Annotated in this window: 16 protein-coding genes and 1 pseudogene; 3 read left to right on the forward strand and 14 right to left on the reverse strand. The window is 45.5% G+C overall.

What is annotated here, in order from left to right; all coding sequences use genetic code 11:
- Positions 1-110: 110 nt before the first annotated feature.
- The 9 genes and pseudogenes from purH to aroQ all read right to left on the reverse strand — a co-directional run bounded on the left by purH (position 111) and on the right by aroQ (position 8823).
- A complete protein-coding gene (gene purH / locus HUO09_RS16640) occupies positions 111-1703 on the reverse strand; it encodes a bifunctional phosphoribosylaminoimidazolecarboxamide formyltransferase/IMP cyclohydrolase (RefSeq protein WP_112404815.1) in 1593 nt (530 codons plus the stop codon).
- 116 nt (positions 1704-1819) lie between these two features.
- A pseudogene (locus tag HUO09_RS16645) lies at positions 1820-1954 on the reverse strand (phosphoribosylamine--glycine ligase); the annotation flags it as partial.
- A 138-nt stretch (positions 1955-2092) separates the two neighbouring features.
- Positions 2093-3733: a methyl-accepting chemotaxis protein gene (locus tag HUO09_RS16650; RefSeq protein WP_188234636.1), complete on the reverse strand. Its 1641-nt coding sequence runs from the start codon at positions 3731-3733 to the stop codon at positions 2093-2095.
- 277 nt (positions 3734-4010) lie between these two features.
- Entirely contained in the window at positions 4011-4307 is a 297-nt protein-coding gene (gene fis / locus HUO09_RS16655) for a DNA-binding transcriptional regulator Fis (protein WP_000462885.1), read from the reverse strand.
- Between the two features lie 23 nt (positions 4308-4330).
- Positions 4331-5299 carry a tRNA dihydrouridine synthase DusB gene (gene dusB / locus HUO09_RS16660; RefSeq protein ID WP_188234637.1) on the reverse strand — a complete coding sequence of 323 codons (969 nt, stop codon included), beginning with the start codon at positions 5297-5299 and terminating at the stop codon, positions 4331-4333.
- 139 nt (positions 5300-5438) lie between these two features.
- Positions 5439-6326, reverse strand: coding sequence for a 50S ribosomal protein L11 methyltransferase (gene prmA, locus HUO09_RS16665; protein WP_042489909.1), 888 nt, complete (start codon positions 6324-6326; stop codon positions 5439-5441).
- A 163-nt stretch (positions 6327-6489) separates the two neighbouring features.
- A complete protein-coding gene (gene accC, locus HUO09_RS16670; protein ID WP_102962932.1) occupies positions 6490-7839 on the reverse strand; it encodes an acetyl-CoA carboxylase biotin carboxylase subunit in 1350 nt (449 codons plus the stop codon).
- Between the two features lie 14 nt (positions 7840-7853).
- Positions 7854-8312: an acetyl-CoA carboxylase biotin carboxyl carrier protein gene (gene accB / locus HUO09_RS16675; protein ID WP_188234638.1), complete on the reverse strand. Its 459-nt coding sequence runs from the start codon at positions 8310-8312 to the stop codon at positions 7854-7856.
- Between the two features lie 61 nt (positions 8313-8373).
- Entirely contained in the window at positions 8374-8823 is a 450-nt protein-coding gene (gene aroQ, locus HUO09_RS16680; protein WP_102962930.1) for a type II 3-dehydroquinate dehydratase, read from the reverse strand.
- A gap of 443 nt (positions 8824-9266) precedes the next feature.
- Between aroQ and HUO09_RS16685 the strand changes: the two genes are divergently transcribed.
- Positions 9267-10067 (forward strand): hypothetical protein, encoded by an 801-nt coding sequence (locus HUO09_RS16685; protein ID WP_188234639.1) that lies wholly within the window; start codon positions 9267-9269, stop codon positions 10065-10067.
- A gap of 108 nt (positions 10068-10175) precedes the next feature.
- Here HUO09_RS16685 and acs read toward each other — a convergent pair whose 3' ends face one another.
- From acs to HUO09_RS16700, 3 genes are all read right to left on the reverse strand, one after another.
- On the reverse strand, positions 10176-12125 hold the full coding sequence (gene acs, locus HUO09_RS16690) for an acetate--CoA ligase (RefSeq protein ID WP_188234640.1): 1950 nt from the start codon (positions 12123-12125) through the stop codon (positions 10176-10178).
- Positions 12126-12333: 208 nt separating this feature from the next.
- Entirely contained in the window at positions 12334-12963 is a 630-nt protein-coding gene (locus HUO09_RS16695) for a 3'-5' exonuclease (protein WP_167411975.1), read from the reverse strand.
- An 11-nt stretch (positions 12964-12974) separates the two neighbouring features.
- Positions 12975-14813, reverse strand: coding sequence for a DUF294 nucleotidyltransferase-like domain-containing protein (locus HUO09_RS16700; RefSeq protein ID WP_188234641.1), 1839 nt, complete (start codon positions 14811-14813; stop codon positions 12975-12977).
- 207 nt (positions 14814-15020) lie between these two features.
- Between HUO09_RS16700 and HUO09_RS16705 the strand changes: the two genes are divergently transcribed.
- Together HUO09_RS16705 and HUO09_RS16710 are read left to right on the forward strand one after the other, a co-directional pair.
- Complete coding sequence (locus HUO09_RS16705; protein ID WP_188234642.1) at positions 15021-16211, forward strand: 3-phenylpropionate MFS transporter; 1191 nt, start codon at positions 15021-15023, stop codon at positions 16209-16211.
- 131 nt (positions 16212-16342) lie between these two features.
- Entirely contained in the window at positions 16343-19777 is a 3435-nt protein-coding gene (locus HUO09_RS16710) for a PAS domain-containing hybrid sensor histidine kinase/response regulator (RefSeq protein ID WP_188234643.1), read from the forward strand.
- A gap of 58 nt (positions 19778-19835) precedes the next feature.
- Here HUO09_RS16710 and gppA read toward each other — a convergent pair whose 3' ends face one another.
- Complete coding sequence (gene gppA / locus HUO09_RS16715; protein WP_188234644.1) at positions 19836-21332, reverse strand: guanosine-5'-triphosphate,3'-diphosphate diphosphatase; 1497 nt, start codon at positions 21330-21332, stop codon at positions 19836-19838.
- Positions 21333-21339: 7 nt separating this feature from the next.
- Positions 21340-22641 carry an ATP-dependent RNA helicase RhlB gene (rhlB, locus tag HUO09_RS16720; RefSeq protein WP_167411970.1) on the reverse strand — a complete coding sequence of 434 codons (1302 nt, stop codon included), beginning with the start codon at positions 22639-22641 and terminating at the stop codon, positions 21340-21342.
- Positions 22642-22661 lie beyond the last annotated feature (20 nt).

A 22661-nucleotide genomic window follows, 5' to 3' on the forward strand; every position in this document is an offset into this window, starting at 1 on the left:
TGATGTAGCTAGGCGACAATTGAGCACTTCCCCAGAAGCATAGATATCTATGGACTGGGGAGGGAGAAAGCCGTTAATGCCGCTACAACGCCAAATATGAAGAGTAAAAATTAGTGGCGGAAATGGCGCATACCCGTAAAGATCATCGCCATGCCGTGTTCGTCTGCTGCTGCAATTACTTCGTCATCGCGCATTGAGCCACCCGGTTGAATTACGCACTTAATGCCAGCTTCTGCAGCAGCGTCGATACCATCGCGGAATGGGAAGAATGCGTCAGAAGCCATTACGCTACCTGCAACTTCAAGACCTTCGTCTGCCGCCTTGATGCCTGCAATTTTAGCTGAGTATACGCGGCTCATTTGGCCTGCGCCGACACCAATTGTCATATCGCCTTTTGCGTAAACAATCGCGTTTGATTTCACGTATTTTGCAACTTTCCAGCAGAATAGGGCATCTTTCAGCTCTTCTTCAGTTGGTTGACGTTTAGAAACCACTTTCAGGTCATCAAGTGAAACCATGCCTTGGTCGCGGTCTTGAACAAGAAGGCCGCCGTTAACGCGTTTAACATCAAAGCCAGTTGTTTGCGTTGACCATTCACCACACTCTAGTAGACGAACGTTTTTCTTCGCTGCGACAACTTCAATCGCTTCAGCAGAAACTTTTGGCGCGATGATCACTTCAACGAATTGACGCTCAACAATCGCGGATGCGGTTTCTGCATCTAACTCTTGGTTAAATGCGATGATGCCGCCAAATGCTGATGTTGGGTCAGTTTGGTAAGCGCGGTTGTAGGCTTCAAGAATATCTTTACCTAGTGCTACACCACATGGGTTCGCGTGTTTTACGATCACACATGCTGGTTCAGCGAACTCTTTAACACACTCTAGCGCAGCATCTGTATCTGCGATGTTGTTGTAAGAAAGCGCTTTACCTTGAATTTGCTTAGCTGTAGAAACAGACGCTTCTTGCGGATTCGCTTCAACATAGAAAGCCGCTGCTTGGTGGCTGTTTTCACCGTAGCGCATGTCTTGTTTCTTCTCGAACTGCATGTTGAATGTGCGAGGGAATTTACTCTCTTCATCACCTTCTTTGTTCTCACCGTAAGATGGAACCATAGTGCCGAAGTAGTTCGCGATCATGCCGTCGTATGCCGCTGTGTGCTCGAATGCTGCGATAGCTAGGTCAAAACGAGTAGCAAGTGTCAGAGATTTTTCGTTCGCATCCATTTCAGCAATAACGCGGTCGTAATCTGAAGCGTTAACTACGATAGTCACATCTTTATGGTTTTTCGCTGCAGAACGAACCATTGTTGGACCACCGATATCGATGTTTTCAACAGCATCTTCCAGCGTACAACCTTCTTTCGCGACTGTTTCAGCGAATGGGTAAAGGTTAACAACGACCATATCGATAGGGTTGATACCATGAGTAGCCATGATTTCATCATCTTGGCCGCGACGACCTAATACGCCACCATGAACTTTCGGGTGTAGCGTTTTTACTCGCCCGTCCATCATTTCCGGAAAACCGGTGTAGTCTGAAACTTCAGTTACAGCGATGCCTTTTTCAGCAAGCAGGCGAGCGGTACCGCCAGTAGATAGGATATCGACACCGCGCTGTGCTAGCGCTTGGGCGAACTCAACGATACCAGTTTTATCTGAAACACTGATCAGTGCGCGGCGAATTGGACGAGCGTTACTCATGCTTCCATTTTCCTTTAATTCATGGAGTTGATACGAAAGGTGTTTGCCAAAACTGTTCATGGGCAATGATGATTCATTACAGCTTGGTCAGTTTTGGTAAAGACCCTATATCTGTATCAATAGTCTTCCAGATTTCGGATGGCGCGTATTCTAACCAATTTATTACAAAAGATCTCGCGCAATCGTTTGGCATGGGGAAAATAAACTCTAAAAACAGGTTTTTCAAGAGAAAAAAGTAACGAAGAGGTAAATAAAGTAAGTTATTTCTAGTAGGGAAGTGGGAGTGGATTGAGCCGTTGATATTGTAGTCAGAAAATAAGATATAGATGTGTTAATAAGTAAAAGCTTGATGTGAGGAAGAAAAAAGTGGGCACTTGCCCACTTCCCCTTTAAACCTTAAATACAGAAAAGCTGTGAGTTAGACGTTGCCCGTTTTCTTGTAGCTGCTCGCTTGCTGCCGTGACTTGCTCTGCCTGAATGGCCGCTTGAGCACTGTGATCGGCTATCAGAGTGAGGTTACGGCTGATTTCATCTGTTGCCAAAGATTGCTGGGCACTGGCTTCGGCGATATGTTCATTCAATTGCAGGATTTGTCGAATCTGTTGATCAATATCATCCAATGCTTGTTGAGCTTTTTCTGCCTGTTCCTGAGTACCTTTCGATTGTAGCTGAGTTTCGTCCATTGACGCGCTCACCTGATGTGCTCGGTCTTGTAACCCTGCGATGATCTGTTCTATTTGTTGGGTGCTGCTCTGGGTGCGAGTTGCCAGTGAACGGACCTCATCAGCAACCACCGCAAAACCTCGCCCTTGCTCGCCTGCACGTGCTGCTTCAATGGCTGCGTTGAGAGCCAGCAGGTTAGTTTGTTCTGCTACGCCGTAGATCACCTCAAGTACCGCGCTTACTTGCTGAATCTCTTTGGCTAAGGCTTGGGTGTTGCTGTCGGTAGCGGTAAGTCTTTCTGATAGTGAATCCATATAAACGGATACTTGATGGATTACATCACGCCCTTGCTGGCTCTTCTCATTAGCGGTTTGAGCTGCAATCGCCGCATTTTGTGCCGCGTTAGCCACTTCCTGATTGCTGGAGTGAAGTTGGTTCATAGCAGAAGCAACGGTATCCACCGATTGCTGTTGTTCCATTGCCTTACCCGCCGCATTTTGAGCGACATGAGTCAGCTCAAGTGCTGAATCGGTCACTCCATCAGTCACCGGTACAATATCCAGCACTATATGACGAAGCTTATGAGTAAACTGGTTGAAGGCTTGAGCGATACGCGACAGTTCGTCTTTGCCTGATGCATCAAGTTGTTTGGTAAGATCTCCTTCACCTTTAGCGATATCTTCCATCGCCTGCAATGTCGCAACACATGGTTTGGTAATACTTAGACCGATCAAATACGCAAGAGTCAACATAGCTACCAGTACGATGGCTAAGCCAGTAAATACACTTTGCAGACGTTGCCAAACCAAAGCGTTTACATCATCAATATAAACCCCTGAACCTACAATCCAGCCCCACGGTTCAAACAACTTAACGTAAGAGACTTTTTCAACGTCGGTGTCTGAACCTGGTTTAGGCCACATGTAATAAACCGTTCCTTCGCCCTGATCACGGGCAATGTTCGCCATTTCGACAAATAAGGCTTTGCCTTGCGGATCTTTCACCGCAGAAAGATTTTTACCATCGAGTTGAGGTTTAAATGGGTGCATGACCATTGTCGGGGTCATATCATTCATCCAGAAGTAGTCTTCTTCTCCATAACGCAACTGGGCTACGGCTTGTTTGGCTTGGCCTTGAGCTTGTTGTTCACTCAAGGTTCCTTGAGTCTGGAGTTGATAGAAGTGGTTGAGTAGAGAGTGGGTGTTTTCAACCAAATGGCGAGTTTGTGTTTGTTTAGCTTTTATTAGGTCACTTTGATAATCCTGCACCATTACCATAAGAGGAAACAGAAGGAACAGAGTGATCATTCCACTAAGCAGGTATAAGCGAGCACGGATGCTGATTCGGCGTAAAGAGACAAAAATCATAAAGCCACTCCTTGTAATACGGCAATTCGGGCTAGCAAACTGAATAATGAATTGTGTTGTTAACATTAATGTAACAATGTGGCTTTTGATTTGTATATGAGACTAAAGGATAAAAAAGTAAAAACTGTTGGTAAGATCTAACAATTATTAGTTGAAATTTGGCGTGGGTGTTGTAATGAGAATTTGATGGTGGGAGAAAGGCTTTGGCAATGATGCAATAAAAAAGCTCAACTATTTCTAGCTGAGCTTTTTAAATTCAATTAGTTAGCACTTTCTATTAGTTCATGCCGTATTTTTTAAGTTTCTTACGAAGAGTGCCGCGGTTGATACCCATCATAGTTGCTGCGCGAGTTTGGTTACCGCGAGTGTACTGCATGATTGTATCTAATAGTGGCTGTTCAACTTCCGCTAGAACTAACTCGTATAGTTCTGTTACTTCTTGGCCATTTAACTGAGCAAGATAGTTTTTAAGAGATGCTTTAACGGAATCACGTAGTGGCTTTTGCGTGATTTGGTCTTGTGAAGTTACTGTAGTTACTGTTAAAGCTTCTGAAGTCAGATTTTGTTCGAACATATTCGGTCTAGCTCTTCTCTTAATTATGATGCAACGTTATCAAAATAACCTTCAAGCGCTTCCAATTGCAGCGATGCTGCCTCTATGGCGTTGAAGGTACGGCGAAACTCACTCGCTTCTTCATGTTCTTTTAAGTACCAACCCACGTGCTTACGCGCGATTCGTGGCCCCAAATACTCTCCATAGAAACCATGCAGAGCTGTCACATGACCAAGCATAATACTTTTCACTTCCTCAAGAGGAAGGTCGGGCATTGTGGTGCCGTTTTCCAAATAGTGTCGGATTTCCTGGAAAATCCACGGACGACCTTGGGCAGGACGTCCAATCATTAAAGCGTCAGCGCCTGTGTACTCAAGCACATATTTGGCTTTCTCCGGAGAATCGATATCACCGTTAGCGATAACCGGAATAGTGATTGCCTCTTTCGCCGCTTTAATGCTGTCGTATTCGGCCTCACCTTTGTACATACACGCTCGCGTTCTCCCGTGGAGTGCTAATGCCTGTATGCCGCAGTTTTCGGCTAATTGAGCGATGTAGACACAGTTTTTATTGTCTGTATCCCAGCCAGTACGGGTTTTGAGTGTCACTGGGACATCCACCGCATCTACCACCGTTTTTAAAATCTCTTCTATGAGATCTGGAAAACGAAGTAGTGCAGAGCCGGCTAGCTTCTTATTCACTTTTTTCGCTGGGCAGCCCATGTTGATGTCGATGATTTGCGCACCGTTTTCAACACTGAATTGAGCCGCATCAGCCATAAGCTGTGGATCACTTCCCGCAATTTGTACCGAACGAATGCCCGATTCGCCTTCATGTACCATACGGTTTTTTGATTTATCGGTATTCCACAGTGCAGGGTTGGAAGACATCATTTCACTGACGGCCATTCCTGCACCATATTGAAGACACAACTCACGAAAAGGTCTATCAGTGACACCTGCCATAGGGGCAACGATAAGATTGTTCTTAAGTTGATAATTTCCGATCTTCAAAACGTCTTCACAGCTTAGTACCAGCAAGGGCGCGCATTTTACGCATTTTTTTACTGCGTGAAAAGACTAATATTTGAGCATTTACAAATTGTTTTTGTAAATAGTCCAATTTTCAATCAATTAAGCAGATAACTTATCTTTAGCTTAATTTCTGTCCAGAGATTCTGCACCACTCATTGAGCTCCACAATAGGGTCAACTCGCAGTTCATCTCGGTAGTAGTTGGCGACGTCTTCGGCTTGAGTATCTAGCACGCCAGACATTGCTAACAGACCATTTGGTTTCATAAGCCCTTTGATGACGCCAGAAAGTTCGCGCAGAGGGCCGGCAAGAATATTGGCGACAACCACATCAGCAACCAAACCTTCTGGCTGGTCTTGCGGCAGATAGACTTCGATTTGGTCTTCAACGCCGTTACGACCAGCATTGTCTTTAGAAGCAAGCAGAGCTTGAGGATCAATATCGATACCGATAACTTTTGCTGCGCCGAGTTTGATCGCCGCAATAGCTAGGATGCCAGAGCCACAACCGAAATCGATGACGGTTTTGCCGCTTAAATCGAGGGACTCAAGCCATTCAAGACACAGTGCTGTGGTTGGGTGAGTACCTGTACCGAATGCAAGACCCGGATCGAGCATTACGTTCACAGCACTTGGATCAGGAACATCACGCCAGCTTGGGCAAATCCATAAGCGTTCACCGAACTTCATTGGGTGGAAGTTGTCCATCCATTCACGTTCCCAGTCTTTATCTTCAATCTGTTCAACTTTATGTGCAAAGCCTTCAGGAAGAAGCTGGCTGTCGCGAATTTGGCTGATGATGAGTGCGGTATCCACTTCAGCGTCGTAGAGAGCTAGTACGTCTGTATCACCCCATAAGCGAGTTTCACCCGGTAAAGGTTCGAATACTGGGGTATCTTTTGCATCTAGGAAAGTGACGGATAACGCGCCAGTCTCTTCCATTAGCATATCGCTAATTTGTTCGGCGTTTTCATTAGTCGCGTTAAGCTTAATTTGAATCCAAGGCATGTTATTGCTCTCTTCGTACTTTATGTTGGCGCAGAGTTTACTCTCGCGATGATGCTGCTGCAACTTTGTTCGTTAATGACGGTCATCACAAAAAAAAGCCACAAAAGAAAAATCACAGAAATAAAAATGCCCACCGAAGTGGGCATTTCTTTCTGTTTGTCTATTAAGACTTATTCAAACCCAGTTTTTTCTCTAGGTAGTGAATGTTCGCGCCACCATGTTGGAAGTTCTCATCCTTCATGATGTCTTGTTGTAGAGGTACGTTTGTCTTGATGCCTTCTACAATCATTTCGTTCAGCGCGTTACGCATACGTGCGATTGCTACATCACGGTTCTCACCGAAAGTGATCAGTTTACCGATCATTGAATCGTAGTACGGTGGAACTGTGTAACCAGAGTAAATGTGCGATTCCCAACGAACGCCCATACCACCCGGAGTGTGTAGACGAGTAATCTTACCTGGGCTTGGCAGGAAGCGTACTGGGTCTTCAGCATTGATACGACACTCAACTGCATGGCCGCGGATCTTGATGTCACTTTGAGTAAATGACAGAGGTTGACCAGCCGCAATACGAAGTTGCTCTTTAATCAAGTCTACGCCAGTTACCATTTCTGTTACTGGGTGCTCAACCTGAATACGCGTGTTCATTTCGATGAAGTAGAACTCGCCATTTTCGTATAGGAATTCGAATGTACCAGCACCGCGGTAACCGATTTCGATACACGCACGAGTACAACGTTCACCAATGTACTTACGCATCTCTTCAGTGATACCAGGAGCTGGAGCTTCTTCAACAACTTTCTGGTGACGACGCTGCATTGAACAGTCACGTTCACCTAAGTGGATTGCGCCACCTTGACCATCAGCAAGCACCTGAACTTCAACGTGGCGAGGGTTTTCTAGGAATTTTTCCATGTAAACCATGTCGTTGTTGAAGGCCGCTTTTGCTTCTGCACGAGTCATGCTGATCGCGTTAACGAGTTCTGCTTCAGAGCGAACAACACGCATACCACGACCGCCGCCGCCGCCAGATGCTTTGATGATGACTGGGTAACCAATGCGTTTAGCGTGAGCTTTGTTTTTCGCTTCGTCATTGTCCAAAGGACCGTCAGAACCCGGAACACAAGGTACGCCAGCTTTTTTCATTGAGTTGATTGCTGAAACTTTGTCACCCATTAGGCGAATGGTTTCTGCTCTAGGACCAACGAAAATAAAGCCGCTTTTCTCTACTTGTTCAGCAAAGTCTGCGTTCTCAGATAGGAAGCCGTATCCTGGGTGAATCGCAACAGCACCAGTCACTTCTGCAGCAGAAATGATACGTGGAATGTTTAGGTAACTTTCCATGCTTGACGCTGGACCGATACAGATAGATTCATCTGCTAGCAATACATGTTTCAGATCGCGGTCTGCTGTTGAGTGAACAGCAACCGTTTTGATCCCTAATTCTTTACATGCGCGAAGAATACGAAGTGCAATTTCACCTCGGTTCGCGATGACTACTTTATCTAACATAGAAAAGGCCTCTATTATTCGATAACAACAAGTGGTTGGTCGAATTCAACAGGTTGACCGTCTTCAAGTAGGATCGCAGTAACAACACCAGATTTGTCTGATTCGATTTGGTTCATCATTTTCATCGCTTCAACGATACATAGAGTATCGCCAACAGACACTTTTTGACCCACTTCGATGAATGGTTTTGAATCTGGACTTGGAGAGCGGTAGAACGTACCAACCATTGGAGAAAGAACGCTATGACCTGCTGGCGCACTTGGCTCTGCAGATGCCGCTGGAGCTGTAGGAGCAGGTGCCGCTACTGGTGCAGGTGCAGCTACAGGAGCTGGTGCAGCATAGTGAATTGGAGCTGGCGCAGCAACACCGTGACGACTGATTCGTACCGACTCTTCGCCTTCTGAAATTTCTAATTCAGCGATGCCTGATTCTTCAACTAACTCGATTAGCTTCTTGATTTTACGAATATCCATTGTTTCTTTTCTCTTTTATCTTGTTGAGTAAGACAATCCGTTAGGACTGCAGAGTGTTTGGTTACTTTGCCTGCAGAGCTTTGATTGCTGCAGATAAAGCAAATTCATAACCTTGTGCGCCCAGACCACAAATTACTCCTTGTGCCTTATCGGACAAGTAAGAGTGATGGCGGAATGGCTCACGAGCATGCACGTTCGACAAATGCACTTCGATAAACGGAATGGCAACGCCGAGCAAAGCGTCACGAATAGCGACACTTGTGTGCGTAAATGCTGCTGGGTTGATAATAATGAAATCCACATTTCCATGAGCCTGATGAATAGCTTCTATCAACTCATATTCGCGATTAGATTGAAGATGTTCCAACTCAACGCCTGCTTTTTCTGCATTTTCACGCAACGTCGTGACAATGTGTTCTAAGGTGTTAGAACCATAATGTGTCGGCTCACGTAAACCTAAAAGGTTTAGGTTGGGGCCGTTTAGGACAAGAATGCGTGATTTGGCAGCCATTGTGTCGTTATCTTCCTCTAATGTGGAGCGAATCGGAGATTCTTGGAAATCTTCTCGTATTCGACACTATTTTTTGTCAAAAATTCGTAGAAATTTTCAAATTGACCAAGATTATAGCTAATTCACAGCAAATGGCAGCAAATTACTGGTCTTATCACTTTTATTTGGCTTTTAAGTATAGATGAAATGGAAGGAACAGCACACAGTAGGCCGATCCATAAGCCTTTCATTCTTTTATGAGCAAGCCAATATCAGATTTGTCTGAAAATTCAGAATATTGTTATTAATCTGATATTCAAGACTCAATCAGAAACTATAGTTTATGAATTCGGCTTTAAAAAGTGTTCTTACACTCAAGTCAGTGGTGTATCCGAAGAACAATATTGTTGGATGGAGTTAGACATCTATGCCAACGGTTTCTTCGTTATTAAGGTATTTAAAAAATGAAAATAGCCTCATTCATATCGGTAGCAACGTTAATTCTTGCAAGTTCAGCGCAAGCAGCACCGAGCTCAGATATTAAAGATAATGAATCTAAGTTAGCGGATGACCCAACCAAGGTAGTGACCAAAGTGGGTGTGTCTTATGCTAACAACTATGATTTTAATGACTCTAACGTCTCTCTTTCCGGTTCATTAGCGTTTGATCCTGCTAGAAAGATTAATGTTCGACTTAATTCAGATGCGAGTGAATGGCGTGTGGGTGGCTCTTGGTTATTTCCAGTTGGTATCTTGAACTTTAACTTTGGTAAGAATGAATACACTAACGGAGCAACACAAACGAATTACAGTGTGGGTACCTTTATTCCTATGAGTTTATTTGGTATTGAACCTTTGGGTGTTCAGTTGTTCCCAATGGCGGGTTACACCTACAACGATGGTGAGTCTCCTCGTTGTGATGGTAACAGCGCTAGTGCATGTTCAGAGGTGAACTTCGTGGGTACGCCAAGTGCTGAGAATGGCTTTTATATGGCAGACTCAGCGGGTAGTAGTGGCTATGTCGGTGCATTTGGTTTGAAACCACTATCTCAAGAAGTGACATTAATGGGCTTTGCTGCGGGGACTTATGGTTCTGAAAACGATGAAGGTGAAAACTACAAAGGATACTTCCTTGGTGGTGGCGTTAGCTATCTGGCAAATAAGAACCACTCATTCAGCTTGATGAGTTTTCTAATGGACAACAACACTTACTTAGATGAAGCCGATAAACGTGTTATTGCGTCATACACCTACCAATTTAACTAATCGAGTGAAGTTGACGAGACTAATATTGAGATAAGTATTGATGTCGAGACAAAGAAAAGCCCCAGCGAATTGGGGCTTTCTACTTTTAGACTTTAGCTGTGTGTTTGGTTACACCAGTTCGGCTTTCTCTGCGATTAGTTTATCGACAACACTTGGATCCGCTAGGGTCGAGGTATCACCCAAGTTTCCGGTATCACCAGTAGCAATCTTACGTAGAATACGACGCATGATTTTACCTGAACGTGTTTTAGGTAGTGCATCTGTCCAGTGAAGCACATCTGGTGTTGCGATAGGGCCAATCTCTTTACGCACCCAGTCTTTCACTTCTTTGTGCAGTTCCGCTGTTGGATACACACCATCATTGAGCGTGATGTAAGCGTAAATTGCTTGGCCTTTAATGTCGTGAGGTACACCAACTACAGCTGCTTCAGCAATTTTCTCGAATGCGACTAGAGCCGATTCGATCTCAGCCGTACCCATGCGGTGACCGGATACGTTGAGTACGTCATCCACACGACCGGTGATCCAGTAATAACCGTCTTCATCACGGCGAGCACCGTCACCAGTAAAGTACATGCCTTTAAAGGTAGAGAAGTAGGTTTGCTCAAAACGTTCGTGGTCACCATACACGGTACGCATTTGACCCGGCCAAGAGTCAAGAATGACTAGGTTACCTTCAGCTGCACCGTCCACGATTTCACCCATGTTATCAACTAGCGCAGGTTGCACCCCGAAGAATGGACGAGTCGCTGAGCCCGGTTTCAAGTCTGTAGCGCCCGGAAGTGGGGTAATCAAAATACCGCCAGTTTCTGTCTGCCACCAAGTATCCACAATTGGAGATTTCTCGTTACCTATGGTCTTGTAGTACCACTCCCAAGCTTCTGGGTTAATTGGTTCACCTACAGAACCCATAATGCGTAAGCTATTTCGATGAGTATCTTTTACTGCTTCATCGCCTTTTGCCATTAGAGCGCGAATCGCGGTTGGTGCTGTATAAAGGATATTAACTTGATGCTTATCGACAACTTGGCTCATACGGTTTGTATCAGGGTAATTTGGTACGCCTTCAAACAGAATGGTTTTGGCGCCGTTCGCCAGTGGTCCGTAAATTAGATAAGTATGACCGGTAATCCAGCCCACATCCGCAGTACACCAGAAAGTTTCGCCCGGCTGGTAGTCAAAGACGTATTTAAACGTCATGGTTGCGTAAACAAGGTAGCCGCCTGTGGTGTGAAGTACGCCTTTGGGTTTACCTGTAGAACCAGAGGTGTAAAGGATGAACAGAGGGTCTTCTGCTTTCATCTCTTCAGGAGGACAGTCAGCCGACACTTTTGCTGTTGCTTCATGCCACCAAACGTCACGATGATCGTGCCAAGCAACTTCGCCATCAGTACGTTTAAACACAATCACTTTGCTGATGTTTTTGATTTCAGGGTTAGTCAGTGCTTCGTCGACGTTTTTCTTCAGTGGTACTGCACGACCACCGCGAACACCTTCATCGGCAGTGATAACAAGTTTCGCGTTAGAGTCGATGATACGACCTGACAGAGCTTCTGGAGAGAAGCCGCCAAATACAACAGTATGGACAGCACCAATACGTGTACAAGCCAGCATCGCGACGGCCGCTTCTGGAACCATTGGCATGTATAGACAGACAACATCACCTTTGCGAATACCTTGCTCTTTCATGGCGTTCGAGAAACGACAAACTTGCTCATGCAGTTCTTTAAAGGTCAGAGTCTTGTCTTCTTCTGGGTTGTCTCCTTCCCAGACAATAGCTACGTCATCACCACGTTCAGCAAGATGGCGGTCGATACAGTTTGCAGAAACGTTTAGTGTGCCATCTTCAAACCAGCGAATATCAACATGTCCTGTGTCAAAAGAGGTCTGTTTCACTTTAGTGAATGGTTTAATCCAATCCACAATCTTACCGTGCTCGCTCCAAAAACCTTCAGGATCTGAAACTGACTGCTGGTACATGGCTAGGTAAGTGTCATTATCCGCATGCGTGTGAGATTTAATATTTTCTTTTACCGGATAAATGTGGGCTTCACTCATTACAAATTCTCCTTGTGAATACGGCGATCACCTTGATGGCGTTTAAAACGTCCAACAAGGAAATTCGTTATAGCTATAACTCTTAGTCACAGCGGCAAGTTTCACAATTAGACTTTAGGATAAATGCGGTTTGTTGAAGGATAAATAAAACGGAATTTAGTTGCTAAGGGCGTTTGTTTTATCAGGTCGTAGCGTGACAAATCAGACTTTAGTGATAAGAAGAGGTAAACGTTGGCAAGTCTCCCTGAGTTAGGCGAACAAAAACCAATGCGGCAGAGATCGCATCTTGCAGTGCATCGTGCTTGTCTTGTTGTGGCAGACCAAGATGTTTGCAAATAGCATCCAAACTCAGGTCGATATAAGCGTTGGGTAAATGTCTCTCAAGCTTATCATGATAAATCTGACTAACTTCAATCAGGGAATTGGGTAGCGGAAAACCAAGCTGTTTACGACATGCAATGTCTAAGATTTTTTTGTCATAACGGATGTGATAACCAACCAATGGGCGGTTACCAATAAAGGCAATGAGTTGAATCAGCGCTTCTTTCTCCGATATACCATCAATCAAATCTTGGTGACGCATACGGTGAATACGGACGGAATTAGAATCAAGAGATTGAGGAGCCCGTAATCTAACTTCGAATGGCTGGCTGGTGATGATTCGGTTATCAATGATCTTGGTTGCCGCGATAGTGACTAGCTCTGCTCTGTTCGGGTCTAAGCTAGTGGTCTCGCAGTCGAGCGAGACATACTCATTGCCACTGTTTGCTTCAAACAGGTTTTGGTAGCTAGACCCTTTAAGCTTGTGGTGCCAATAGCGACGACTTATCCAATTCATAGTAATACTCGCTAATCTCGGATTTGGTAGTGATAACCAAGCCACTGTTTAAATTTCTTTACCACATGCAGGCTGTGCCTTAACAAGTCCCGCTCAGTTCGATCCAGTAAGTTAATGTTGATGTTGTTACTGCCTTTGGTTTCACCATTAAGTGGATGAGTTAATTGCTGCGCGAGGCGCAATTTGAAAAATTGCTTGAGCGCTTCGCTCAGATTGTCTCCGGTCTGTTTTTCTAGTACACGGCGTTTGACCAGTTCACTGATTCGGTCGAAGGTATTATTTACTTCAATCATGTGTTCTAAGCTCAAGGCGCGAATACCGTGGACGATAGGGAATATGCCGCCTTGCTTGATATCCAGTCCCGTTTTTGAGCTTTTCACATTGCCGAATAAGGTGAGAGGAACGGAAAAGTTCAGCGCTGGGCGGGTGAATTCTGTAAGGATCAGTTCCTGATCGGCCATCAGGTGACTCAAATGCGACTTGATAGGAGCCAGTAAAGACTTATTACCTGCAATTGCGTGAGCGTCAGCCATTATCGCAATATCCATCACTTGTTCGGGCTTAGCGGAGTTGACCCAACTGCTCAACATTTTTTTCCACTGCGACTGGCTTTTAACCCATTTAGGGTTATTCACCATCACCTTGCCGGGGCACAGAGGATAGCCAAGCTGCAATAGGGTGTGAGTCAGCTCTTGCATGACGTTTTCACATTGATGCCATTCCAACCCATCCTTGATAATTAAAGCGTTGTCCTGATCAGTTTTAAGTATTTGTTCTCCGCGTCCTTCTGATCCTAAGACGATAAAACAGCAGTGGTCATGCAACGCTGGTGGCACAACAAGTTCAAACGCTTTTTCGATGATTTGTTCGTTGACCGCCGCAATCAACTCCATAATAAAACGGGTGCGTACGCCGCGACTGAGCAAACTTTCGATCAGTTCTATTTGTTTATTGGATGCTAAAGCCAGTTCTTCAACGCTGGAGGCTCGTGCTATTGCCAGGGTGAGTACATGCGAGTGTGTAGAGAAAGTACTGAGGATCTGCGTCATGTCCAGCATACCGATGGCATTGTTACCATCGCACACCATCACGCGTTTGACACGATTCCGGGTCATCATCACCATCGCATTAAACAGAAAATCGCCTTCATCAACATGCATGACAGGAAATGTCGCTATTTTTCCTACTGGGGTATCAAGCGGGTGGTCTTCCAGCATCACGGCGTGCAGCATATTGGTTCGGGTGACGATGGCGTAAGGATGCTGAGTAGAATCAATTAAGCGAATATCGGATTCATCCAGCTCAACCAGCGCGGCATCGACTCCGTTTTCTTTCATTTGCTGAGTGACTGTTTTCAATGATTGTTCAGGAGTGACAATCATTGGTGGCGAGTAGATGGAGTTATCTACCTTGGTCAGAATGAATTCAGCAATGTTTTTCTGTTGTTGCGCGGCTTCTATCAGCTCCTGCCTTTTAGCTAAGTTGTTATCGAAGTAAGCGGCAAATTGTCCATTTTCGTTATAGAGGGAAAGAAAGACTTCTCTTGGGATCAAGTAAGAAAGAGTATCTTCTAGTGCAATGTACTGGTGGCGGGTGTGTTCTTCAAATAAGGCCCGTACATCGAACATGTCATCATTCGCGTAGTGAGCGAATATCTCTTTCCCCGTTGGTGAACGCTCCTCTACTGTTCCTTTTATAAGGACGTGAAGATGGGTGCTGGTTTGCCCGCTTTTTAGCAAAGTTGCGCCTAGCCGGTAATAAGCCACATCTAATGAAGCGCGAAGTTTTTTCTGTTGATCTGAGTTCAAACGATCAAAGGGTGGCGATTGCATGTTGAATTTATCAGGCATAACAAAGTTCACCAGTTAGAGATATCTAAGGTAAGTGTGACAAATTTCCTTAAGCCCTCCAGACGACTTTGGTCTAATGACGCCATTTTGTACGCAATGAAAGTTGTGATAGGGGAAACAGTTAGTTCAACAAAGTTCCCTTTTTCACAAGCTCGACTCGTTGCATAATGGCCGCGTCTACTTTTCTCATGCAGTTTAGGATCACTAATGTTTAAACCCTCTCCCTACGGATGGATCTCTCAATACTTTTTCGGTTTCTTCTTTGCATACGGCGTATATCTACCGTTTTGGGCGTTATGGTTTGAAGGACAAGGAGTGTCAGCCAGTGATATCGGCGCATTAGTGGGGATTGGTTTTGCAACTCGATGTGTGGCGAACTTAGTGATTACACCTCGTATTCACAAGGTTGAACATCTGCTACCCGCACTACGCTGGGTAACATTTGCCCTTATGTTATTTACCGCTTTCCATTTTTTCACGGGTGGTAGTTTTTGGTTGTTAGCCTTGGCGACGATTCTTTTCAATATGATGTGTGGGCCAGTGTTACCGTTATCAGATTCAGTGGCTAACCACTATGCCAAGCGCAATATGCTGGACTACGGACGTACGCGTCTATGGGGATCGATTGCCTTTATTGTAGGTTCTACGGTGGTGGGGTATCTGATTGTGCTTTATGGCTCAGACATGATCGTTTATACCGCGTTGTTCGGCACGTTTGTTACTTTGCTGATCAGCCTGCGTAACCCCACCGTTCTGCCTGTTACAGAAAGTCATGAACATAAGGTGCGTCCTAAGCTAACGGAATTACTGCGTGAATGGCCGGTGATTAAGTTTCTGTTGTTGGTCGCTCTAATCCAAGGTAGCCATGCGGCGTATTACAGCTTTAGTTCGATCCACTGGCGCGCGGCGGGTCATTCAGAAGATATCATTGGCTACTTGTGGAGCTTAGGGGTGGTTTCTGAGATTCTGGTGTTTGCCATCAGCAAGCGCGTGTTTTCCAACTGGAATATCCGTACCTTGTTTATCATTTCTGCGCTAGGAGTGATTGTACGCTGGGGATTAACGGCATCAACAACAACATTAGTTGCCTTGGTGGCGATTCAATCCTTGCATGGGGTGACCTTTGCTCTGGCTCATATCGCAACCATTAAATACATTCAACATGCCCCACAAAATAAGATGGTTGCATTGCAGGCATTGTATAACGCAATTCCTCTTGGCGCTGTGATAGCACTGATGACAACGCTGAGCGGCTGGGGTTACGAAAGCTGGGGTGCGGGTGTGTTCTGGGGAATGGCGTTAATGGGCGTACTGGCTCTGTTTGTGAAAGTCGAATTGCTTCAATCACAAGTTAACGATGTTTCAGTTCATAAATCGGAGCCTGAAGCACAAAATTAGCCCAATCAGATTGAGATAAAATCCTAACCCTGTTTAATAAAGCTTCTCCTTTTGGAGAAGCTTTATTTCTTTATAAGCCTCACTGGCTGTTTTAGAACGTTCAAAGATTTCACAGGGAATAGGGAAGTCGAATGCAGGGTTGGTTGGTGGTTCCAGTCTCACTCGCTTATTTAGGCGTGCTGTTTCTCATCGCGTGGTATGGCGATCGTCAAACTCGTTGGCTCGCGAAATGGCGACCTTGGATCTATAGCCTATCGATTGCGGTTTACTGCACTTCTTGGACTTTCTATGGCACGGTGGGGCAAGCCAGTCAGAACCCGTGGTCATTTTTACCGATTTATATTGCTCCGATCATCGTCTTTACGTTTGGCTGGCGAATACTGGCTCGTCTGATCCTGATTGCCAAGCGTGAGCACATCACTTCTATTGCTGACTTTATTGCTGCGCGTTATGGGAAATCGCAAGGATTAGCGGTTGCCGTCACTCTGATCGCGGTTGCAGGCATACTGCCTTATATCGCTTTGCAGCTTCGTGGTATCACCATGGGACTGAATATCATAGCACCAGATCTGGGCACTCAGTTTGGTTATCAGGACGACAGTGTTTCTTGGTTTGTTGTCTTGGCGCTAGCTCTGTTCACCATGTTGTTTGGTACTCGTCATATTGATAATACCGAACATCACCGAGGAATGATGATGGCCATTGCTTTCGAATCTATCGTTAAGCTGGTTGCATTTCTGGTGGTGGGAATGTTCATCCTTTATCTTGCATTGAGAGAGCAAGATGTTGCGTTGTTGGATGTGGCACGCGAGACCTATCAGGCTCCGAACTGGCCAACGTTAATTGTCCACACCATTTTAACCATGATAGCCATCATCTGTTTGCCTCGTCAGTTCCATACCATGGTGGTAGAAAATGAGCGCGCGCAAGACTTGCACACTGCACGTTGGCTTTTCCCTTCTTATCTGATTCTGATGGGATTATTTGTCCTGCCTATTGCATGGGTGGGGCAGAGTTTGTTGAGTGGCACCTCACCGGACACATTCGTGATTAGTGTACCTGTTGCTGTGGGCGCCAATGACATTGCGCTGCTAGCGTTTCTAGGTGGCACTTCTGCAGCCTCTGGTATGGTGATCGTCTCGACTATTGCATTAGCGATAATGGCATCCAATGACTTGGTGATGCCTTTGTTGTTACGCCGAATGCGCTTGTCACAACGAAATCATCGCCATTTTTCCGGTTTGCTGGTCATTATTCGTCGTACTTTGATCTTATTGCTGTTGTTAGGGGCGTGGGGCTTCTATCTGGTTTTAGACACCATCCCATCTTTGTCTGCGATTGGTTTTCTTTCGTTTTCTGCGATCACTCAATTCGCACCAGCATTAATTGGTGGAATGTATTGGCGAGAGGGCAACCGAAAAGGGGTTTATGTCGGCCTCATGGTGGGTTTCACCTTATGGCTGATTACTCTGATGAGTGCAACCAATATGCTGGCAGGCGACCATGAAAGTAACGTATTACTTTGGGTGATCACGCCGCCTCAGTTCCTCGGCAATATGGGGTTAGAAAACTCCGACTGGGGGATGTTGCTGAGCGTGACTCTCAATAGTATCTGCTATGTGGTGATATCCAGCGCAACTCGCTCCAGTTTAAGTGAGCGATTACAGTCGGCATCTTTCGTTGGTACGCCATTGCCGGAAAATGAAAACATCAGTTTGTATCAAAGCCGTGTAACGGTCGGTGAGCTTGAAATGCTTGCCTCGCGCTTTGTTGGACGACAAAGGGTTCGTGTAGCGTTTGGGCAGTATTGGGAGCAGCAACGTGAAACGCTCATGCCCAATCAGCAAGCGCCTGCAACGTTGATTCGCCACACTGAGCGTGTGCTTGCCGGTGTCTTCGGTGCATCATCTGCCAAGTTAGTGCTCACTTCTGCTTTACAAGGCCGCAATATGCAGTTGGAAGAGGTGGCGACCATCGTCGATGAAGCCTCTGAGCTTTATGATTTCACCCGTGGTTTGCTGCAAGGGGCGATTGAACACATTGGGCAGGGTATTGCGGTTGTTGATAAGCAGCTTCGGCTGGTGGCTTGGAATCAACGTTATTTAGAATTGTTTGATTTCCCTCTGGGTTTGATACAAGTCGGCAGACCGATTGCAGATGTGATTCGTCACAATGCTCAGCAAGGTTTGTGTGGACCGGGCGATCCTGAAGAACATGTACGTCGTAGGGTTTACCACTTAGAGCAAGGGACTCGCCATACTTCTTCGCGTATTCGCCCTGATGGTCGTGTAATTGAAGTGCAAGGAAACCCAATGCCGGGTGGTGGTTTCGTGATGAGTTTTACCGACATCACGGTATTCCGTGATGCAGAGCGAACGCTGAAAGAAGCAAATGAAAACCTTGAAGAAAGAGTATTGAAACGAACCCGCGAGCTGGAATCGCTGAATAAAAAGCTCGTTGCCGCGACACAGCGTTCCGATCAAGAGTCACAATCTAAATCACGATTTCTAGCCGCTGTCAGCCATGATTTAATGCAGCCGCTTAATGCGGCAAGGTTGTTTGCTTCTTCACTTTCAGAAGTTGCTCAGGAAGAAGAGTCGAAGCGTTTGTCACGTCATATTGAAAGTGCACTTAGCGCTGCGGAAGATCTCATTGGTGATCTGCTGGATATTTCTCGCTTGGAATCAGGAAAACTTGAAGTGCATTTGCAGAGCTTCAAGGTCAATGACGTACTTTCCAATTTGAAAGCGGAATTCGAAGCGCTGGCGCATCAACAAGGGATTCATTTCAGTACGGTATCTTCCTCACTGTATGTTCATTCTGATCCAAAATTGCTGCGAAGAGTTATTCAGAATTTCTTAACCAATGCTTTTCGTTACAACCCGAAAGGAAAGGTTGTATTGGGTGTAAGAAGAGTTGCTGGTAGGGTGCGTATCGATGTGTGGGACAACGGCATTGGGATAGAACAAGATAAACAACAAGAGATCTTCGAAGAGTTTAACCGTGGTAGCCAAGTACGTTCAGATCAAGGATTAGGTTTGGGGTTAGCTATTTCGAAAGGGATTGCCTTTGTATTAGGCCATGAAATTTCAATGCGTTCTTGGCCAGATCAAGGCAGTGTGTTCTCGCTCACTTTGGACAGAGCTGAACCACAAGAGGTGGTGCCGCAAAAAGCAGCAGTCTTGGAAGCGGTACATGATTTAGGGCATCTGCGAGTTCTTTGTGTAGATAACGAAGAAGAAATACTGGTTGGAATGCAGACCTTGTTGGAACGATGGGGATGTGAAGTCAAAACGGCTCTCGACATTAAGCAGAGCATGAAGGCACTCGATAATCAATGGATTCCCGATGTCATTTTCTCTGACTATCGCCTTGATAATGGACGTACCGGTTTAGAAGTGTTGCAGCAATGCCGATTGCGTTTGGGGGATTGCTTTGAAGGAGTGATCATCAGTGCCGACCGCAGTCCTGATATTCTCGATGGTATTAAATCCAATGGTTTCAGCTTTATCGCTAAGCCCGTTAAACCGTTGAAGTTAAGAGCTCTGCTGAATCGTATTGGATAAAAGGAAGCCCTCATTTGAGGGCTTCTTAATATTTGCAGTATTACGTCAAAGCTATTGTTTATTCATTCGCTTGAATGTTCAACGGCCAACCTATGTCTGTTTGACGGTTTGCTTCAAGTTCAAGTTCCGCGCGAGTTAATGGATTTGCTTGTAGCCACTGCTTGTCGATGGTTAACGTTAGTTCATCATCGTCGGCAGCGAGAACAATATTAGGCTCCAATTCTACGCAACGGCGGTGACTCAGAAGCACCGCTAAACGTAATAAGCGTAATACTCGCTTACTGCTTGATACGGACAATGCATGTTGCTCAGGCAAGGTTGTTAATTGCTCTCGGTAGCGTCTTGTCAGTTCTGCAAGTAAGTGTTTTTGTGCACGCGTGAAACCGGGTAAATCAAGATTCTGCAGCAGGTAAGCGTTGTGCTCACCACCTTTTTTAAAATCGATGGATAGACCAATTTCATGCAGTTGTGCTGCCGTAAGTAAAAGCATTTCTGCCTGCGGCTCAGTAATCCAGTTTTGCCCTCCACACTGAGTGAGGAGTTTGTTGGCAAGATCAGAAACTTGTTGTGCGTAACATTGATCTATTTGATAGCGAATCTGCACACTGTGAATCGTGCGCGAACGGATGTCGTCTTGGCGCAAGTCATCCATCATGTCGTAGACCAAGCCTTCACGCAAAGCGCCGCCAGCTAGCGTCATAGATTCAATGTTTAATGATTCGAAGATAGCGATAAGAATGGATAAACCGCTTGGAAAGACTAACGCTCTCTCTAGAGTTAGTCCTTCAATTTCAAGCTCTTCAAGATGATCAGACTGCATCGCCTGCTTTTTTAGGCGATTTAACTTAGCCAAAGTGATGACTTCATCCATCCCCTGAGCCAACATGATCTCTTGCAGAGCTTGAACTGTGCCGCTTGCTCCCACACACACATCCCAGCCTAACTGGGTATATTGTTCTAACACGGGAGCTAAACGTTTTTTCGCTGCATCTATTGCGTTGTTAAAGTTGGTAGTGTTGAGCTGGCGGTCTTTAAAATGACGTTCAAGCCAAGTCACACATCCCATCTTTAAGCTGGTTAACGCTTTTGCTTCAAAGCCCTCACCGATAATCACTTCGGTGCTGGCTCCGCCAATATCCACCACTAATCGGCGCCCAACGCCTCCGGAGGTGTGAGCGACACCTTTATAGATAGTGGCAGCTTCTTCTTCACCTGAGATGACTTCAATAGAATGTCCTAGAATTTCATTCGCTTTCACTAGGAAATCATTGATGTTCGTCGCTGTACGCAATGTTGCGGTACCTACGATACGAATGTTCTCTTGTGGAATGTCTTGTAAGCGTTCAGCAAACAAACTCAAACAATCCCAACCGCGTTGCATGGCTTCATGACTTAACGCGTTATGGTCATCTAAACCTGCGGCAAGACGTACTTTTCGCTTGATCTTAGCCATGGTTTGAACGCTACCGTCGACATGACGCACTATCAGCATATGGAAGCTGTTAGAGCCTAAATCAATCGCAGCATATAACGGTGAAGAAACAGTTTGGCACATAGATGAATTACGAATCCTTTGGCTTCTGTGGCGCGCGAGGGCGTCTTTGTGGTTTACGATTTCCGTTGCGAGAACCGCCAGTATTGGTGCGGCGCTGTGGTGACGAAGAGCGTAATGTTAATGGTTTCGGCAAATTCGTCAGTAATGCTGATGGATCGTAGTCCGATACAGGAATTGAGTGTCCAGTGTACTCTTCAATCGCAGTTAAGTTGATTGCATACTCTTCACAAGCAAACGAAATTGAGTGACCACTTTCACCAGCACGACCAGTACGACCAATACGGTGAACATAATCTTCACAATCGTCTGGGAGGTCGTAGTTAAATACGTGTGTTACTTGTGGGATGTGTAGACCGCGAGCTGCCACATCTGTAGCAACCAGAATATCCACTTCACCTTGAGTAAACTGCTCTAAAATGCGTTCACGTTTTTTCTGCGGAACATCGCCGGTTAGCAAACCTACACGATGACCATCGGCTGCAAGAGCACCCCAGATGTTTTCACAACGGTGTTTCGTGTTTGCAAAAATGATGGCGCGATCTGGCCAATCTTCTTCAACCAGAGTTTGCAGAAGTGCCATTTTGTGTTCGTTAGAAGGGTAGAACAGCTCTTCTTTAATACGGTGACCTGTTTTCTGTTCAGGCTCTACCACCACGTGCTCAGGGTTGTGCATGTGTTCAAATGCCAACTCTTGAACGCGGTAAGATAAAGTCGCAGAGAACAGCATGTTCAAACGATCTTTCGGCTCAGGCATGCGGCGGAATAAGAAACGGATGTCTTTAATGAAACCCAAATCAAACATACGGTCTGCTTCATCCAGAACCACAGCTTGAATGTTATTCAGATTGAAAACACGCTGCTTGTAGAAATCGATGATACGGCCAGTTGTGCCAATCAGGATATCCACGCCTTCTTGAAGTTTGCCCAGCTGTTTATCGTAGCTTTCGCCACCATAAGCCAGCGCAGCTTTAAGACCGGTACTCGCCACGAGTGAATCTGCGTCATTAAAGATCTGAATCGCAAGTTCACGCGTCGGAGCCATAATAATTGCACGAGGCTGAGTGACTTTACGTCCTTCAATTTCGGGTGTTTTTAGCAAATGGTTAAAAGTAGCAGCGAGAAACGCGATGGTTTTACCAGTTCCCGTTTGGGCCTGGCCTGCAATGTCTTGGCCGGTGAGCAGTACCGGCAACGCCAAGGCTTGGATAGGGGTACAGAATTCGAACCCTTTTTTTTCCAATCCTTCAATTACTTGGGGATGTAAATCCAAGTCGGCGAATTTTTGCTCTGTGATATGCGTCTTTTTCATTGCTATAGAATATCAGCTTC

This window comes from Vibrio sp. Y2-5, from assembly GCF_014596725.1.
GTDB lineage: Bacteria > Pseudomonadota > Gammaproteobacteria > Enterobacterales > Vibrionaceae > Vibrio.

Bases quoted from the DNA above. Each gene is read 5' to 3' on its own strand.
- HUO09_RS16650 (WP_188234636.1), bottom strand. From the start codon at position 3,733: ATGATTTTTGTCTCTTTACGCCGAATCAGCATCCGTGCTCGCTTATAC.
- HUO09_RS16710 (WP_188234643.1), top strand. From the start codon at position 16,343: ATGCAGGGTTGGTTGGTGGTTCCAGTCTCACTCGCTTATTTAGGCGTG.
- HUO09_RS16695 (WP_167411975.1), bottom strand. From the start codon at position 12,963: ATGAATTGGATAAGTCGTCGCTATTGGCACCACAAGCTTAAAGGGTCT.
- accB (WP_188234638.1), bottom strand. From the start codon at position 8,312: ATGGATATTCGTAAAATCAAGAAGCTAATCGAGTTAGTTGAAGAATCA.
- accC (WP_102962932.1), bottom strand. From the start codon at position 7,839: ATGTTAGATAAAGTAGTCATCGCGAACCGAGGTGAAATTGCACTTCGT.
- gppA (WP_188234644.1), bottom strand. From the start codon at position 21,332: ATGTGCCAAACTGTTTCTTCACCGTTATATGCTGCGATTGATTTAGGC.
- fis (WP_000462885.1), bottom strand. From the start codon at position 4,307: ATGTTCGAACAAAATCTGACTTCAGAAGCTTTAACAGTAACTACAGTA.
- purH (WP_112404815.1), bottom strand. From the start codon at position 1,703: ATGAGTAACGCTCGTCCAATTCGCCGCGCACTGATCAGTGTTTCAGAT.
- rhlB (WP_167411970.1), bottom strand. From the start codon at position 22,641: ATGAAAAAGACGCATATCACAGAGCAAAAATTCGCCGACTTGGATTTA.
- HUO09_RS16685 (WP_188234639.1), top strand. From the start codon at position 9,267: ATGAAAATAGCCTCATTCATATCGGTAGCAACGTTAATTCTTGCAAGT.
- HUO09_RS16705 (WP_188234642.1), top strand. From the start codon at position 15,021: ATGTTTAAACCCTCTCCCTACGGATGGATCTCTCAATACTTTTTCGGT.
- prmA (WP_042489909.1), bottom strand. From the start codon at position 6,326: ATGCCTTGGATTCAAATTAAGCTTAACGCGACTAATGAAAACGCCGAA.
- acs (WP_188234640.1), bottom strand. From the start codon at position 12,125: ATGAGTGAAGCCCACATTTATCCGGTAAAAGAAAATATTAAATCTCAC.
- aroQ (WP_102962930.1), bottom strand. From the start codon at position 8,823: ATGGCTGCCAAATCACGCATTCTTGTCCTAAACGGCCCCAACCTAAAC.
- HUO09_RS16700 (WP_188234641.1), bottom strand. From the start codon at position 14,813: ATGCCTGATAAATTCAACATGCAATCGCCACCCTTTGATCGTTTGAAC.